We start from the raw sequence: 15,540 nt of genomic DNA on the forward strand, positions 1-15,540 counted from the left end.
CCTGTCACTTTTTCGATTTGTCCTTGGAGTCATCCGAAGACAGCGCGGCAATGAAAGCCTCCTGCGGAACCTCGACCCGGCCGACCATTTTCATCCGCTTCTTACCTTCTTTTTGCTTCTCCAGCAATTTGCGCTTCCGCGTGATGTCGCCGCCGTAGCACTTGGCCAGCACATCCTTGCGAATCGCACGAATGCTTTCGCGTGCAATGATGCGGGCCCCGATGGCCGCCTGAATCGGGACTTCAAACTGCTGGCGGGGAATGAGCTCACGCAGCTTCCCCGTCATCATGACTCCGTACGCGTAGGCCTTGTCACGGTGCGTAATGGCGCTGAACGCGTCCACCTGTTCACCCTGCAGCAGGATGTCCACCTTGACCAGGTCCGAAACCTGGCCGCCGTCGGCCTTCCAATCGAGCGAGCCGTAGCCGCGCGTTTTGGACTTGAGCAAATCGAAGAAGTCAAAGACAATTTCCGCCAGCGGCAACCGGTAGCGGATCTCCACTCGGTCCTCGGAGAGGTAGTCCATACCCCCCATGACGCCGCGGCGCTGCTGGCACAGCTCCATGATCGCACCGACAAATTCCGTGGGAGCCAGGATCGTGGCAGCCACCATTGGCTCCCGGACCTCGGCGATCTTGCCCGTGGGATACTCGCTGGGGTTGGTCACCGTGAGGACTTTCTTGTCCTCCAGAGTGACGTCATATTCCACGTTAGGGGCTGTAGAAATGAGGTCCAGGTTGTACTCCCGCTCCAGCCGTTCACGGGTAATTTCCAAGTGCAGCAGGCCCAGGAAGCCCACGCGGAAACCAAAACCGAGCGCCGCAGAGGTCTCCGGCTCATACACCAGGGCCGCATCATTGAGGGTGAATTTCTGCAGCGCGTCCCGCAGCACCGGGTAATCGGTGCCGTCAAGGGGGTACAGACCGGAAAACACCATCGGCTTGGGGTCCTGGTAACCACCGAGTGACTGCGCCGCCGGTTTGTTCAGCGTGGTCACGGTGTCACCGACCTTTGACTGCCGGACGTCTTTTACGCCGGTAATCAGGTAGCCCACTTCACCAACACCCAGGCCCTTGCAGACAGTGGGTTCAGGGGAGCTGACACCGATTTCCAGAAGCTCGTGGGTAGCCCGGGTTGACATCATCTGAATGCGTTCACGCGGTTTCAAGTGCCCGTCCACCACCCGCACGTACGTCACCACCCCACGGTAGGTGTCATACACCGAGTCGAAAATCATGGCACGGGCCGGAGCCGCCGGGTCCCCCACCGGGGCCGGAATGTCCCGGACGATCTGATCCAACAGGGCCTCGACGCCCATCCCGGTCTTGCCGGAAACCAGCAGGACGTCTTCGGGCTCCCCGCCGATCAGATTTGCGATCTCCGCGGCATACTTCTCCGGTTGCGCCGCCGGCAGGTCAATCTTGTTCAGCACCGGGATGATGGTCATGTTGTTTTCCATCGCCAGATACAGGTTCGCCAGGGTCTGGGCCTCGATGCCCTGCGCGGCGTCAACCAGTAAAATGGCACCCTCGCAGGCCGCCAGGGACCGGGAGACCTCATAGGTGAAGTCCACGTGGCCGGGCGTGTCAATCATGTTCAGGCAGTAAGCGGTTCCGTCCATTTCCCACGGCACACGGACCGCCTGGGACTTAATGGTGATTCCGCGTTCGCGCTCAATGTCCATCCGGTCCAAATACTGGGCCTTCATATCGCGCTGTTGCACGGCACCGGTCAGCTGCAGCATCCGGTCCGCCAGGGTGGATTTCCCATGGTCGATGTGGGCGATGATGCAAAAGTTCCTAATGATCGCCGGATCGGTGGCAGCGGGCACCGGGGCGGTGCGGGCCATGGGGGACACTCGCGTTCCTAACTGTTGGACGGGACGAGGACGGGACGAGCCCGGTGCTGGTCCCGGCCGATCACATCAACCGATCGAATCCGCGCCACGGGCACCCTAACAGTCTCCCACGGGATGCTGCCCGGGGGCGCATCCAGCCGGCTGGGCTGAAAGTCGCCCATCCTCCGGCGCTGTGCCCTGTACCTCCGGCGCTGTGCCCTGTACTTCCGGTCAGCGGCAGTCCTAGCATGGGCACAACGGATGCGGGCTGCAACAGCAATGGCGTTTTCGGGTGCGGGACTAACAAAGGCCAAGTCATGACACGTATTGATCTTCCGGAACCCGTCGTCCGGCCGGCGGATCCGGCCGCTCCCGTCCCGCATTTAGACGTTGCAGGACTCGAAAAGGCTCTGCGCGAACGTGTGGAAGGGGAAGTCCGCTTCGACGCAGGATCCCGCGCAGCGTATTCCACTGACGCGTCCAACTACCGCCAAATTCCGGTGTGCGTGGTGGTCCCACGCACTGTGGAGGCGGCTGCGGAAACCATGTTGGTCTGCCGGGATTTCGGCGCACCGGTCCTGTCCAGGGGCGGCGGTACAAGCCTGGCGGGGCAATGCACCAATGCCGCCGTCGTCGTCGACTTTTCCAAGTACTGCACCCAACTGCTCTCCGTTGACGTCAACGACCGCAGCTGCTGGGTTGAACCGGGCCTTGTGCTGGACGAACTCAATGCGCAGCTGGCGGAGCACGGCCTTGAATTCGGGCCCCAACCGGCCACCCACAATCACTGCACGCTCGGTGGGATGATCGGCAATAACTCCTGCGGTGCCACGGCACAGCGTACGGGCAAAACGGTGGATAACACGCTGGCCCTGGAGGTCATGCTGCCGGACGGCACCCGGATGGAAGTGTCCGCCACGGATGATCAGGAATACGCTGACATAGTCCGCTCGGGCGGTCGTCGGGCGGAAATCTACCGACAACTACGGACTCTGCGCGATACTTACGGCGCCGACGTCCGGGCCGCCTATCCGGAGATTCCACGCCGGGTCTCCGGTTACAACCTTGATTCTCTGCTGCCGGAGAACACGTTCAATCTGGCGCAGGCACTGGTCGGTTCGGAGAGCACCTGCGTTCTGGTGCTCCGGGCAAAGCTGCGGCTCATGCCGGTAGTCCGCGCCCGGTCGGTGGTGCTGCTGGGCTACCCGGACGCGGGCAGCAGCGGCGACGACGTACCGGCAGTGCTGAAATACGACCCGATCGCGCTGGAGGGTTTCGATTCCAAGGTCATCAGCTATCAGCAGGCCAAAGGTCTCAACCCGACCGCGAACCACGATCTGCCCGAAGGTCAAGGTGCCTGGCTGCTGGTCCAGTTCGGCGCGGACACCCCGGAGCAGGCCGCGGCGGACGCGCACACGTTTGCACAGGCAGCGCAGCAATTTGGCTCGGAACCTTCCGTGACGGTGTACGACGACGACGCTCGTCAAGAGCAGATCTGGCAGGTCCGCGAGGCGGCCCTTGGAGCAACCGCACAGGTGCCGGGACTTGCGAATATGTGGTCCGGGTGGGAGGACTCCGCTGTGGCACCCGAGCAGATCGGCCGATACCTTCGGGAACTGCGGAAGCTTTACCAGGAGTTCGGCTACGACACCGCGTCCCTGTACGGACATTATGGGCAGGGCTGCGTGCACACCCGGATACCGTTCGACCTGGTTACCGCCGCTGGTGTGGCCAAGTTCCGTGAGTTTATGGAACGCGCCGCCCGACTGGTGGTTTCCCTCGGCGGATCCCTCTCCGGGGAGCACGGCGACGGGCAATCCCGGGCCGAGCTGTTGCCCATCATGTACGGGCCGGAGCTCATCCGTGCGTTTGCCCAGTTCAAGACCATTTTCGATCCGGACAACCGGATGAATCCCGGCAAAATGGCCGCGCCGTACCGGATTGATGAGAATCTTCGGCTGGGAACGGACTACCAGCCAGCACAGCTGAAGACGCACTTTGCCTTTCCGGCAGACGGCGGAAGTTTTGATGCCGCCGTGCTTCGCTGCGTAGGAGTGGGCAAGTGCCGCCGGCACGAAGGCGGGGTCATGTGTCCGTCGTATATGGTGACCCGCGAAGAGGAAGACTCCACTCGAGGCAGAGCCCGTGTGCTGTTTGAAATGCTGCAGGGGCATCCGGACTCGCCTATCCAGGACGGTTGGCGCTCCACCGAGGTGCTCGACGCACTGGATCTGTGCCTGGCCTGCAAGGGATGCAAAAAGGACTGTCCGGTCAATGTGGACATGGCAACCTACAAAGCGGAATTCCTCAGCCACCATTATGCCGGACGGCTGCGTCCGCTGGCGCACTACTCCATGGGCTGGCTCCCGGTCTGGGCGCAGCTGGCCAGCCGGCTTCCGCGGGTCATTAACGCACTCTCCCAGGCGCCCGGCCTCTCCCGCCTGGCACTAGCCGCGGCCGGTGCTGCACCCCAGCGCCAAATCCCGCAGTTTGCGCCGCAGACGTTTCAAAGTTGGTATCAGCAGCGCGGCCCGCACGGGAGCGGTCACCGGGGACCGGTGGTGGTATGGCCCGATACCTTCAGCAACTCCTTCCATCCGCACGTGGCGCAGGCCGCGGTGGAAGTCCTCGAGGCTGCGGGCTGGGAAGTAGTGGTCCCGGAGGAAGCTCTCTGCTGCGGCCTGACCTGGATTTCCACCGGTCAGCTTGATATTGCCAAAAAAGTGCTCCAGCGCACGGTGCACGTTCTCTCCCCCTATTTGCGCGCGGGCACCCTGGTCCTGGGACTGGAGCCGTCCTGCACTGCGGTCTTCCGCTCCGATGCGGCCGAGCTCTTCCCGCATGACACCGATGTGCAGCGCCTGCGCCAGCAAACCGTCACCCTGGCCGAGCTGCTCAGCGAACACAGCCCAGGATGGGAACCACCGCTACTGGCCCGCCACGCCCTGATCCAGACGCACTGCCACCAGCACGCGGTGATGGGCTTTGAGGCGGATCTGTCGCTGCTGCAGAAGATGGGAGTAGAAACGGAAGTGCTGGACTCCGGCTGTTGCGGGTTAGCCGGAAACTTTGGCTTCGAGAAGGGTCACTATGACGTCTCCGAGGCATGCGGGGAACGAGTGCTTTTCCCGGCCCTGCGCGACGCCGCGACAGATGATGTTGTCCTGGCCGACGGGTTCAGCTGCCGGACTCAAATTGAGCAGGGCGACGCGGGCGGACGCGAGGGGATGCATCTGGCTGAGCTGCTGGCCGCGGCGCTGCACGGAGATCCGGCGGGCAGCGGGGAAGAGCCGGAAAAGGCCTACGCGCAGCGTCCGCGGGCATCCCGGCAGGACTCGCATATGGCAGTCGCAGCCATGGTTGTCCTAGCGACAGGCGCCCTTGCCGCCGCCGCAGCGGCACTATCGCGGCGGCGGCAGTCCTTGCCTCATGAGCGCCGGTAGAATTCACGACGGCATCCAACGCCGTTGGTTGTAGCAGGGATCCAGCTTTGTTCACCAAAATTCACGTTCCCCGGCGGGACACCTTTGAGCACGCTACTTTGAGCACGGTGCTTTGATCGTGGCGCAAGGTACACGTGCAGGCGCGCCGGCAACTCGGGACGTAAGTCTCTGCTGCGGTCTGTTAGCATTAGAAGCTGTGTGCCCGTGCAGGTCGGCGGTCACTACAGGTTGGCCGGACGTTCACCGTAATTCGAGCATCCCCACGCCGCTGTCAATGGTCAACCTACGCCCTCTACGACCGAAGTCCGCATTAAAAAAGAGAGTCTATACGTGGCTAATATTAAGTCCCAGAAGAAGCGCATTCTTACCAATGAGAAGGCGCGCCAGCGTAACAATTCGGTGAAATCCGAGTTGAAGACCGCTATCCGCGCAGTCAACACGGCGGTAGAGGCAACTGATAAGGATGCCGCTACGCTCGCGCTGGCAAGCGCAAGCCGCAAGCTGGACAAGGCTGTTGGCAAGGGTGTTATCCATGCCAATAACGCCGCCAACCGGAAGTCGGCCATCTCCAAGAAGGTTAGCGCTCTCTAGGAATCCATTGCTTCGCGCATCGGCTGTGGCCGGCACCTCCGGGTGCCGGCCACAGTTCGTTGGTGCCGCTGTTTTCCCCGCGCTAGCGGCGCCGGGCGGAGGTCGCGATTACCGTAACGGCTCTTTCCACTGCATAGATAGGATCTTTGGCCGCTCCCTTGACCTGGGCATCGGCCTCGGCCAGCACTTGGATGCAGGTGATCAGCGCCTCCGGGGTCCACGCACCGATGTCCCGTTTGGCCGAGTCAACCTGCCAGGCCTGCATCCCGAGGTCCTTGGCAATCTGCGCTGAACTCCCCCGGGCCGAATATACTTTGGCAAGCGTCCGGACCTTCATGGCCAACGCTGCCACCAGCGGTACCGGGTCCACCCCGGTGGCCAGTGCGTGCCGTAGCGAGGAAAGCGCCACCGGGGCATTGCCGGCCAATGCGGCATCGGCGACCCGGAAGGCCGTCGCTTCTACGCGTCCGCCGTAGTACTTATCCACCATCGAAGCAGAGACGGCAACGGACCCTTCCGCGTCGGGGACGTCGGCTATCAACTGACTGCACGCTGCCGCTAGTTCCGCAAGGCTGGCGCCCACAGCAGCGACCAACGCCCGCACGGCCTGCGGCTCGATCCGGCGCCCGGCCTGCCGGAACTCGGTGCTGACGAAGTCCGCCTTTTCCTGGTCCTTTTTCAGCGGCAGGCACTCGACGATCGGCGCACCGCTGGCCTTGACTGCGTCCAGCAGTTTCTTCCCGCGGTTTCCCCCGCCGTGGTGGAGGACCACGACGACGTCCGGCTCCGGCGCTTTCAGGTAGGCCAGCGCGTCGATCAGGAAATCATCGTTCATACTGGCCAGTGCGGAAGCCTCGATCAGTTTGGCCTCACCGAACAACGACGGGCTGGCCAGCATGGACAACTGCCCGGCGGTATAGGCCGAGGCGTCGACTGCGGTAACCTCCAGTTCGGGGCTTTGGCCGCGCAGCGTCCGACGCAGATTTTCCATTGCCCGCGCGGCGATGAACTCTTCCGGCCCGTGCACCAATACGACGCTTGCCGGCGGAACGTCGCGCCAGCTCACCAGGCGGGACCCCTTGGAAGTCCCCGCCGTTCCACGGGAATTCGCTGCTGCAGGTGTCATTGCAGGATCAACGGTTGGATATAGGTCATGGAAACTACCCTGCCATGCGGCCCGGACATTCCATAGTCTGGAAGCCTCCCCGCCGCCGATTCACGCTGCGGATTCACGCCGCTGATTCACGGCGTGGATTCACGCCGTGGATTCACGCCGTGGATTCACGCCGTGGATTCACACCGCCCCGGACGAGGCCAGCATCCACCCCAGAGCCGCTCCAGAGCCCGCGGCAAGTGCGACAGCCCCCGGCAATCCGGCAAGAGGCTGCCATCGGGGCGGCAATCGCTTCCGGACACGCGCTGCACCAGCACGGAATCTGCGGTGGTGTACCCCTATCCATAGAACGGCAACGGTCGCAATGGACAAAGCGCCCATAGAGCTCACACCTGCCGCCCCTTCCGGCCACGGTACCGCCGCCCCGGGCAGGCCGGAAAAGAATTTTGCCACCACCCCCACCCAGGCTGCCCCTGTACCGGAGAGGAACACCAAGACCGATGCTGCCCACGGGGCGAGTGTCACCATGGCCAGGCCCAGCGTTCCGGCCGCCGTCACCAGCGCGATAACGGGGGCGGCGGCCATATTTGCGGGCAGCGAATACGTCATCAGCTGTGGCTGCAACAGCACAATCACTGGTGCGCAAAAGAGCTGTGCCGTTAGTGGGATTGCCACGGCCTGCGCGAGCCAGAGCGGAAGCCATGTCTGCAGCCATCGGCTGCACTGCTGCCCCACCAGCACCAACCCCAATGTGGCAAGCACTGAAAGGATGAAGGCAAAGTCCACTGCCAGCCAAGGGTCAGCAGTCAGTAGGCACACCACGGAAACCGCCAACAGGGCCGAGCTTCGTTTTGGCCGTCCGGACAGCATCGCGAGAATGCCAATCAGCCCCATTAACGCCGCCCGCAGCACGCTCGGATCCGGGCCTACGACCGTAACAAAGGCACCAAGACCCCCGACGGCCAGTAGTGCCGCCAGCCAGCGCGGAAAACGAGCACATCGGGCCAGATAAATCAGGCCCCCGAGGATCAACGTGCAATTGGCCCCGCTGACAGCCGTCAAGTGCGTCAGTCCGACCCGTTTCATGGCCGCGTCCATTTCTGCGGGCTGAGCGGACCGGTCGCCGGTAATCATCCCCGGCAGCAGCCCCGCGGCGTCAGGCCAGATGCGACCCCACTGGGACTGCACAACGTCACGCCACCGGGTGCGCAATTCCTTCGGCCAGCGGGACCACGCCGTCTCCGCGGTAACCAGCCGAGGAGCTGTTTTGGCGCTGAAGTAGGCGACGGCGTCCGTGCCCGGGTCGGTAGCCCGCAGCGTGCCAGCGGCGGCTATGTACTGACCATCGCATACATCCACCCATTGGGAATCGGCCACTACCAGCACCGGGGCTGCCGCTTGGAATTTCCTGCCGTCCGCCGTGGCCTCGGTCAGCAGTGCAGTGATCATCAGCCGCCCACCTGCCCCTTTCACAGCACGGGGATCGCTGCGGATCAAGAGCACAGCAGTAACGGTTCTGGACGCGGCAATCGCCTGCTCAATCGGGCCCTGCGTCTTCATTCCGGTCTGCGCACCGGCCGTCAGCAGGATGCCCGATCCGCACACGATCGCCAGCACCGCAGCCGGAACCAGGGGTCGCACGCTGGCGCGGAGTGAATTCGTGATTGACCGCGGATGAGGTCCACGGTCCGTGGCCGGACGGCAGGGTGAGGTACGGCGTCTGGAAACACTGACCCAGGTAAGCACCGCAAGGACGCCGCAGAGGAGACCGGCCAACATCGCCACGCGGCCTGGCAGTGCCGTGCCGACCAATGCCGCAAGCCAGCTCAGCATGGCCGCCGGAACCGTCCGCATGTCGATCCGTCGGCGGACGTCCTCGTCCCCGTGGTCCGTGGTGTCTTCAAATGCCGTACCGAATCCGCTGTGCTCCCGCGTGTGCGTCTTAACCGCAACCTGCCGTATGAAATCAGCGACAATGCCGCGACGGCGTTGTCTGCGGCTCAAATCCGTCCACCCGGCGGAAGAAACTGCGGGCCGGTCCCCCTGGCGTACGGCGGCCCGGAGATAGCGTTCCCAGCGCTGCCCATGCGGCCCGCCGCCGTCGCCGAGGCCGCTTCCTCCATCCATGGTCACCCTTGCTTAGACTCTCAGCAGCGGCAGCAGTGACGCCAACAGCTTCGGTCCGATGCCATCCACGGCGTCCAGCTCCTGAGCGGTAGCGAACGTGCCATGCTGCCGCCGGAAATCCAGGATCCGTTGAGCCAGCACCGGACCCACCCTCGGCAGCGTCATCAGTTCCGCGAGACCGGCAGTATTGAGGTCCACTATTGTGCCGGCGGTCGGGCCGATAACAGCTCCCCCGGGCGGTGGACCTGCGGCTCCCGCCGCCCCACTCTGGGCTCCAGGCCCCGGTACCGCGGCGGCCTGATCCTTCGTACGAATGAAAAGCTGTTCCCCGTCCTGCAGAACAGCCGCCAAGTTGACGGCATCTGCAGCCGCTTCGGGCAGCTCTCCGCCGGCCGCTGCAATGGCCTGGTAAACCCGGCTTCCCGACGGCAGCTCAACGACTCCGGGATGGACCACGGCCCCGGCCACATGCACCAGGACGGAGCTGCCGCTGTTTCCCGCCGTGGGACTCGATGGGCCCGGGGATCCGGGATTTGGCACCGCGCCCTGTTGCTGGGACCCAGCAGGTGGCGAACCTGACACCGCTGCCGATGCTCCATCCCCCGTCGTGCCTGCCGCCCCTGCCGTTCCTGCCGCCCCTGCCGTTCCTGCCGGGCCTGCTGTATCTGCCGGGCCTGCTGTACCTGCCGGGCCTGCTGTATCTGCCCGGCCGTTTATCGGAACCCTAACCTGAATCGCCTCAGCAACATTCTCGTTTGCGAGTTGCTGACCCATGGCGTGAAGGACCAAGACCAGTACCGCGCTGGCCAGCGCGGCAAGAATAATGAGTATCGCGTTTGAGCCGACCCGCCACCGAAATCTCCCGGCGGCCGAAGACACACCCGCAGCATGCTCTGCAGCGGGAATCTGCGGATCCGCCGCGGCATCCGAACTTATCTCCTCTGGTAACGGCAGTAACAGACCGCTGAGCCGATGGCCGGGCCCGCCGTCCGCCGCGCCCGAATGCCTCGCCTGCCTGACCATATTGCCCACGCTAGATTCATAACGCCAGCGCGCGAACAGCATAGCGGCATCTGTGGGCCCGCCGCCGCCGTAAGGCAGTTGTGCAGGACCAGTTGGCTCCCGGCGCGTAAGCGGGGCCTCCGCTCGGGTAAGGTCGGGCCTCGATAGTGGTAGTGGGAGTGGCCGCTATTGAAGTCGACTCCAGCACAGTTGCCGCACATTCCCTAAGCCGCTCCCTCAGTGCGACTCAGCTGGAGGGGTGCTCCGTTTCCTTCCAGCGAGCGGATGAAAGCGGCGTTCCCACTGATTGCCGGTCTGTACCTATCCATATCCGGCGTGTGGACGAAGTCCACCATCAGGTCAAGCAGCGAAGCAATGGCTTGATTCGGTTGGCCTGCGGCGTGGAGGGTAATTGCTTCGAAAACCCTCAGCGCCTGCGATGCGGGGAATGTTTTTCGGGCTGTCGTGAAGACTTCGCAGGATTTCCTGTATTCGCCCATATTCCTCAAGGTTGAACCGTACTGGAGATAGCACCGGCGGAGCAGATCATCCTCTAACCCGGCAGCGAGGGCGTGCTCATAGAATCCCTGCGCCGTTTCTTCCTGGCCTGCCGTGTCATATGCCCCGCCGACTTCGAAGAGCACCCGTGCGTTCCCGGGGCGGGAAGCATAGAGGGGGAGCAAAGCATCGATGGTTGGCTGCACGTTGTTCCGGTCACGGACGGCGAAGATTTGGTCGAGCTCGTCGTTTAAAGTCCTGCCGCTCACTCCCGCATATGCAACCTCTAATAGGTGGTCCACCACCAGGTTGGATAGTTGTCTGCGAATGAGAAAAATGGGCAACCTTGCCGGGAAACGACCACTGACGACCGCCCCGTCGTCGGGGTGGCCGTCAGTTTCAATGCGCTGTTGGCGTCAGTGCTCCGCGTCTGCTGCGGCCGCTGCGGCTGCCTTCTCGGCGTCTTTCCCGGCGCGCAGAGCCTCCGCCTCGTGCTGTACCTCGGCTTTTTCCTGGTGGATGACCTCGGCGAAGAGCTTCTCCATCTCCTTGGCCACGCCCGCGGCTGAAGCCGGGTTCTGGCCAGTCACCAGCCGGTCGTCAACCACAACCTTCTCGGCAAAGACGTCAGCCAGGACGTGGCTCGCACCCTGTTCCTCAAGCCGGTCCGCCAAAAAGAACGGGATGACCTTGTCTTTCCCCGCGGCAACCTCCTCGTCGTTAGTGAAAGCGGCCACCTTCCGGCCCTCAACGAGGCGACGCCCGTTCGCCAATTCCACGTTCAGCAGGCCGGCCGGTCCGTGGCAGACCGCGCCCACCAAGCCGCCGGCGTCGTAGACGCTGGCAACCAGGTGCTGCAGGCCTTCGCTGTCCGGGAAGTCCCACATGGCGCCGTGACCGCCGACGAGGTAAACGGCGTCGTACTGTTCGGGATCAACGACGTCGACGCGCGCCGTGTTGTAGAGACCGGCGCGCGTCGCCTCGTCCTGCGTGAAGGCAACTTGGATAGGATCTTCTGAGTCCACCGCGTCGCGCGGGGGCTGGCCGCCCTGGATGGACGCGAAGTCGACGAAATGCCCGGAATCCTTAAAAATCTTCCAGGGATGTGCAGCCTCGGCCACGTTGTAGCCCGTCTTCTCTCCCGTATCGCCAATCTCGGAAATGCTGGTCAATACCATGAGGATTTTCTTCATGAAATGCTCCTTTCGTCCACCTTCAACCCTAGGCGAGTGCCTGGCAAACTGCCCAGCTCCATGGAAAATCTCACCCCGATCGACGCCGTCGCGAACGTCCAAAATTACACCGGGAGGGGACGCGATAAAGACTTGTACCCCGTTGCAGCAATGATTGCCCGGTCAGCAGCGGGTGGACGGGCCACCAACGATGACGGCCAGGACACCGAGGCCTGCATGAGCGGCCAGCACAGCGGGCAGAGGCGTAATGCCAATTTCGGCCAGTCCAGGGGCAGCCGTGCGCAGCCTCTGGACCAACTCCCGCGCCTGGGACTCATTACCGAAGTGATGGACGGCGGCTTTTGCCGTGCCGGGGGGCCTGCCCGCAACGTCCGCCAGCACCAGTTCCTCCAGACGGGCGATTGCCCGGGCGGCGGACCGCACCCGCTCAAGGGGTACGATTTTCCCGTCTTGGATGGAGAGCAGCGGTTTAATGGCGAAAACCGTTCCCAGCCATGAGGCCGCCGCCCCTATTCTGCCGCCGCGGCGCAATTGATCCAGGCTGGGGACATAAAAGTAAATACGGGCCGCAGCCAGCTCCTCTCCCGCTGCAGCGGCAACGCCGGCTGAATCCAGCCCTGCTGCAGCAGCGACCAACGCGCCCTGCACGGCAAACCCCTGCGCCATGCCCGCGGTTCGGCTGTCCACGACTTCCACGGGAAAGTCAACGCGCGAGGCCGCCAGGCGTGCGGCTTCCACTGTGCCGGACAATCCGCCGGAAATATGCACCGAAACGGCAGCGGCAAATCCCGCGGACCTGACCGCAAGATACGCGCGTTCAAACTGTCCAGGCGAGGGGCGGGAGGTCGTCACCGGCTCTCCGGCCGCCAGGGCGACGGCAATGGCCTCAGCAAGATCGTCCATGCCCTCACCAAATATTTCCGTTCCCACCAGTACCGGCATTGGCACGATCGTGAGCCGCCCGTCGTCGGGCAGAGCAGAAGCCCAGCCCAGCGGGAGTCCGGACGCGGAGTCGGTAATGACTGCCACATCGGGACGAACCGCCAGCGGATCCTGCCCGGGACGTCTACCGGCCAGCTGGTCGCGCAGCCAGGACAACACTGCAGGCTCACGCTGGGACATAATGCGGGGGCCTAAGCGGGAACGATGTTGACCAGTTTGGGGGCACGGACAATCACCGTACGCACCCCTCGACCGTCCAGAGCCTTGGCGACCGGTCCGGAGGCCATGGCCAGCGTGCGCAGCTCGTCCTCGGAAATATCGGGGGAAACTTCAAGCCGGTCCCGCACCTTGCCCTGGACCTGAACCACCGCCGTCACCGTCGTGCGGACCAACAGATCCGCATCCACTGCCGGCCAGCCAGCATTGGCCACGGACGCCTCGCGGCCGAGCCGGTTCCACAGGTCCTCTGCCGTGTACGGGGCAAAAAGGCTCAGAACGACGGCGACGGTCTCGGCTGCTTCCCGGACCGCCGGATCAGCTCCGCCGACACCAGCATCGATGACCTTGCGGGTTGCGTTGACCAGTTCCATCAGCTTGGCCACCACAACATTGAATTTGTGCTGCTTCATCAGTTCAGTCGCGTCCGCGATGGTCCGGTGAGTGACCGCGCGCAGGGCACGGTCCCCGCTTGCCGGATCGGCGCCGACGACGCTGGTCACATCGTTGCCTAACCTCCACGCACGTGCCAGGAACTTGACCGAACCCGATGGCGAGACGTCCGCCCAGTCCACCTCGTCCTCCGGGGGACCTGCGAACACCATGGTCAGCCGAATCGCGTCCACGCCATATTTGTCCAGTTGCTGGCCCAAGTCGACTCCGTTGCCCAGCGATTTACTCATCGCCTTGCCACCGTTGAGCACCTGCCCCTGGTTCAGCAGCGCGCTGAACGGCTCGTCGGCGTCGAGCATTCCCATGTCATGGATCACCTTGGTGAAGAACCGGGCGTAGAGCAGATGCAGAATCGCGTGCTCCACGCCGCCTACGTACTGCCCCACCGGCATCCACTGGTTGGCCTTCTGCGGGTCAAACGGCCCTCCCATGAACTCCGGGGAGGTAAAGCGCAGGAAATACCAGGAGGAATCGACAAACGTATCCATCGTGTCGGTGTCCCGCTTGGCCGGACCCTCGCAGCGGGGGCAGCGGACATTCACCCAGGCTTCCGCCGCCGCGAGCGGGGACGTGCCCTTGGGTGAGAGGTCCTCACCGCGCAGATCCGCCGGCAGCGTCACGGGCAGCTGCTCGTCCGGAACAGGAACTTCGCCGCAGGCACCGCAGTGGATGATCGGGATGGGCGTTCCCCAGAACCGCTGCCTGCTGAGCAGCCAGTCACGCAGCCGGAAATTGACGAACTTCTCCCCCGTACCGTGGCGTTGGAGAATGCCGATGGCGGCGGAAATGGCTTCGTCCTTGGCCAGACCGTCCAGCTCCCCCGAGTTCACCAGGATGCCCTCACCGGTAGCCGCAACGCCGGACACGGCAGGATCATCCTGGCCGGTGTCCAGCACCACGCGCACTGGCAGAGCAAAGGCCCGGGCAAAGTCCAGGTCCCGCTGGTCATGCGCCGGCACGGCCATAATGGCGCCGGTACCGTAGTCCGCCAGCACATAATCAGCGGCCCAAACCGGGAGCTTCTCACCGTTGAGCGGATTGACCGCGTACCGCCCGGTGAACACCCCGGTCTTCTCGCGTTCGGTGGACTGTCGCTCGATCTCGCTGAGCTTTTTGACCTGCTCGCGGTATTCGATCAGCGTTCGGGAGTGTTCCGCGGTCACCAGCTGTTCGGCCAGGGGCGCGTCGGCTGCGACCACGAAAAAGGTGGCACCGTAGAGCGTGTCCGGCCGCGTGGTGAAAACCGGAACCTCGTGTTCGGGCTGGTCGTGCGTTGCCTCGATGACAAAGCGCACATGGGCGCCCTCGGAACGGCCAATCCAGTTGCGCTGCATCGCCAGGACGCGCTCCGGCCAGTGCCCCTTGAGCTCGTTCATATCATTGAGCAGCCGGTCCGCGTACTCGGTGATCCGGAAGTACCACTGGTTCAGGGATTTCTTGGTGACCTGCGTACCGCACCGTTCGCAGGCACCGTTGACCACCTGTTCGTTGGCCAGCACGGTCTGGTCCTTCGGGCACCAATTGACCGGAGAATTCTTCCGGTAAGCCAGTCCCCGCTCGTAGAAGCGTTTAAACAGCCACTGAGTCCAACGGTAATACTCCGGATCGGAGGTCTGCAGCCGTCTGGACCAGTCCACCGAGATGGCGTAGCGGCGGAAGGATGCGGCCTGCGTATCAATATTGGCGTAGGTCCACTCGCTGGGGTGGGCGTTGCGGGCGATGGCGGCGTTCTCCGCCGGCAGACCAAAGGAGTCCCAGCCGATCGGGTGCAGCACATCAAAGCCCTGCTGGCGCCAGTAGCGCGCCATAACATCGCCCATCGCAAAGGCCTCGGCGTGCCCCATATGCAGATCGCCCGAGGGGTAGGGGAACATGTCCAGCACGTAGCGGCGTTCCTTCGAACCATCGTCCAGCGGCGTGAAGATTTTAAGATCGTCCCAGACAGCAGGCCATTTAGCCTCCATCTGTGCGAAGTTATAGACGCCCTGCTCGTCTTTTTCTGCCTCAGTCCGGGACTGCACGCTCACGTATCCTGCCTTTACACTCATGATTGGCCTGTTGGCGAATTGCCTTCTTCACGCACAAAAGCCCCTCGACGCCGCACATAACAACATCACAGCAGCA

The 15,540-nt window shown here is 63.5% G+C and carries 11 protein-coding genes; 3 read left to right on the plus strand and 8 right to left on the minus strand.

The window, feature by feature from the left end:
- Window positions 1-4 precede the first annotated feature (4 nt).
- Window positions 5-1,858, minus strand: coding sequence for a translation elongation factor 4 (lepA, locus tag IV500_RS12690; protein ID WP_196397178.1), 1,854 nt, complete (start codon window positions 1,856-1,858; stop codon window positions 5-7).
- A gap of 296 nt (window positions 1,859-2,154) precedes the next feature.
- Between lepA and IV500_RS12695 the strand changes: the two genes are divergently transcribed.
- Both IV500_RS12695 and rpsT read left to right on the plus strand, forming a co-directional pair.
- Complete coding sequence (locus IV500_RS12695) at window positions 2,155-5,280, plus strand: FAD-binding and (Fe-S)-binding domain-containing protein (protein WP_196397179.1); 3,126 nt, start codon at window positions 2,155-2,157, stop codon at window positions 5,278-5,280.
- 330 nt (window positions 5,281-5,610) lie between these two features.
- Window positions 5,611-5,871 carry a 30S ribosomal protein S20 gene (gene rpsT, locus IV500_RS12700; RefSeq protein ID WP_196397180.1) on the plus strand — a complete coding sequence of 87 codons (261 nt, stop codon included), beginning with the start codon at window positions 5,611-5,613 and terminating at the stop codon, window positions 5,869-5,871.
- An 82-nt stretch (window positions 5,872-5,953) separates the two neighbouring features.
- Here the strand turns inward: rpsT and holA are convergent, their stop codons facing one another.
- The 3 genes from holA to IV500_RS12715 form a co-directional block, all read right to left on the minus strand.
- Window positions 5,954-6,997 (minus strand): DNA polymerase III subunit delta, encoded by a 1,044-nt coding sequence (holA, locus tag IV500_RS12705; protein ID WP_196397181.1) that lies wholly within the window; start codon window positions 6,995-6,997, stop codon window positions 5,954-5,956.
- Between the two features lie 168 nt (window positions 6,998-7,165).
- Entirely contained in the window at window positions 7,166-9,112 is a 1,947-nt protein-coding gene (locus IV500_RS12710; RefSeq protein WP_196397182.1) for a ComEC/Rec2 family competence protein, read from the minus strand.
- Window positions 9,113-9,124: 12 nt separating this feature from the next.
- Entirely contained in the window at window positions 9,125-9,652 is a 528-nt protein-coding gene (locus IV500_RS12715) for a ComEA family DNA-binding protein (RefSeq protein ID WP_312875920.1), read from the minus strand.
- 26 nt (window positions 9,653-9,678) lie between these two features.
- Here IV500_RS12715 and IV500_RS12720 point away from each other — a divergent pair, with 26 nt between their 5' ends.
- A complete protein-coding gene (locus IV500_RS12720; RefSeq protein ID WP_196397222.1) occupies window positions 9,679-9,840 on the plus strand; it encodes a hypothetical protein in 162 nt (53 codons plus the stop codon).
- Window positions 9,841-10,338: 498 nt separating this feature from the next.
- On the opposite strand, the gene IV500_RS12725 is transcribed toward IV500_RS12720, so the two are convergent.
- From IV500_RS12725 to leuS, 4 genes are all read right to left on the minus strand, one after another.
- On the minus strand, window positions 10,339-10,881 hold the full coding sequence (locus IV500_RS12725; RefSeq protein ID WP_196397183.1) for a tetratricopeptide repeat protein: 543 nt from the start codon (window positions 10,879-10,881) through the stop codon (window positions 10,339-10,341).
- A 147-nt stretch (window positions 10,882-11,028) separates the two neighbouring features.
- Window positions 11,029-11,805, minus strand: a complete 777-nt coding sequence (locus tag IV500_RS12730; protein ID WP_196397184.1) for a type 1 glutamine amidotransferase domain-containing protein — start codon at window positions 11,803-11,805, stop codon at window positions 11,029-11,031.
- Between the two features lie 162 nt (window positions 11,806-11,967).
- Window positions 11,968-12,927: a DegV family protein gene (locus tag IV500_RS12735; RefSeq protein ID WP_196397185.1), complete on the minus strand. Its 960-nt coding sequence runs from the start codon at window positions 12,925-12,927 to the stop codon at window positions 11,968-11,970.
- 11 nt (window positions 12,928-12,938) lie between these two features.
- Window positions 12,939-15,443, minus strand: a complete 2,505-nt coding sequence (gene leuS, locus IV500_RS12740; RefSeq protein WP_376770208.1) for a leucine--tRNA ligase — start codon at window positions 15,441-15,443, stop codon at window positions 12,939-12,941.
- Window positions 15,444-15,540 lie beyond the last annotated feature (97 nt).

Origin of the sequence: Arthrobacter terrae (genome assembly GCF_015708085.1) — a bacterium.
Classification (GTDB): Bacteria; Actinomycetota; Actinomycetes; order Actinomycetales; family Micrococcaceae; genus Arthrobacter_M; species Arthrobacter_M terrae.

Coding starts and splice junctions, on each gene's coding strand:
- holA (WP_196397181.1), bottom strand. CDS start 6,997: ATGACACCTGCAGCAGCGAATTCCCGTGGAACGGCGGGGACTTCCAAG.
- IV500_RS12735 (WP_196397185.1), bottom strand. CDS start 12,927: ATGTCCCAGCGTGAGCCTGCAGTGTTGTCCTGGCTGCGCGACCAGCTG.
- IV500_RS12695 (WP_196397179.1), top strand. CDS start 2,155: ATGACACGTATTGATCTTCCGGAACCCGTCGTCCGGCCGGCGGATCCG.
- IV500_RS12730 (WP_196397184.1), bottom strand. CDS start 11,805: ATGAAGAAAATCCTCATGGTATTGACCAGCATTTCCGAGATTGGCGAT.
- IV500_RS12710 (WP_196397182.1), bottom strand. CDS start 9,112: ATGGATGGAGGAAGCGGCCTCGGCGACGGCGGCGGGCCGCATGGGCAG.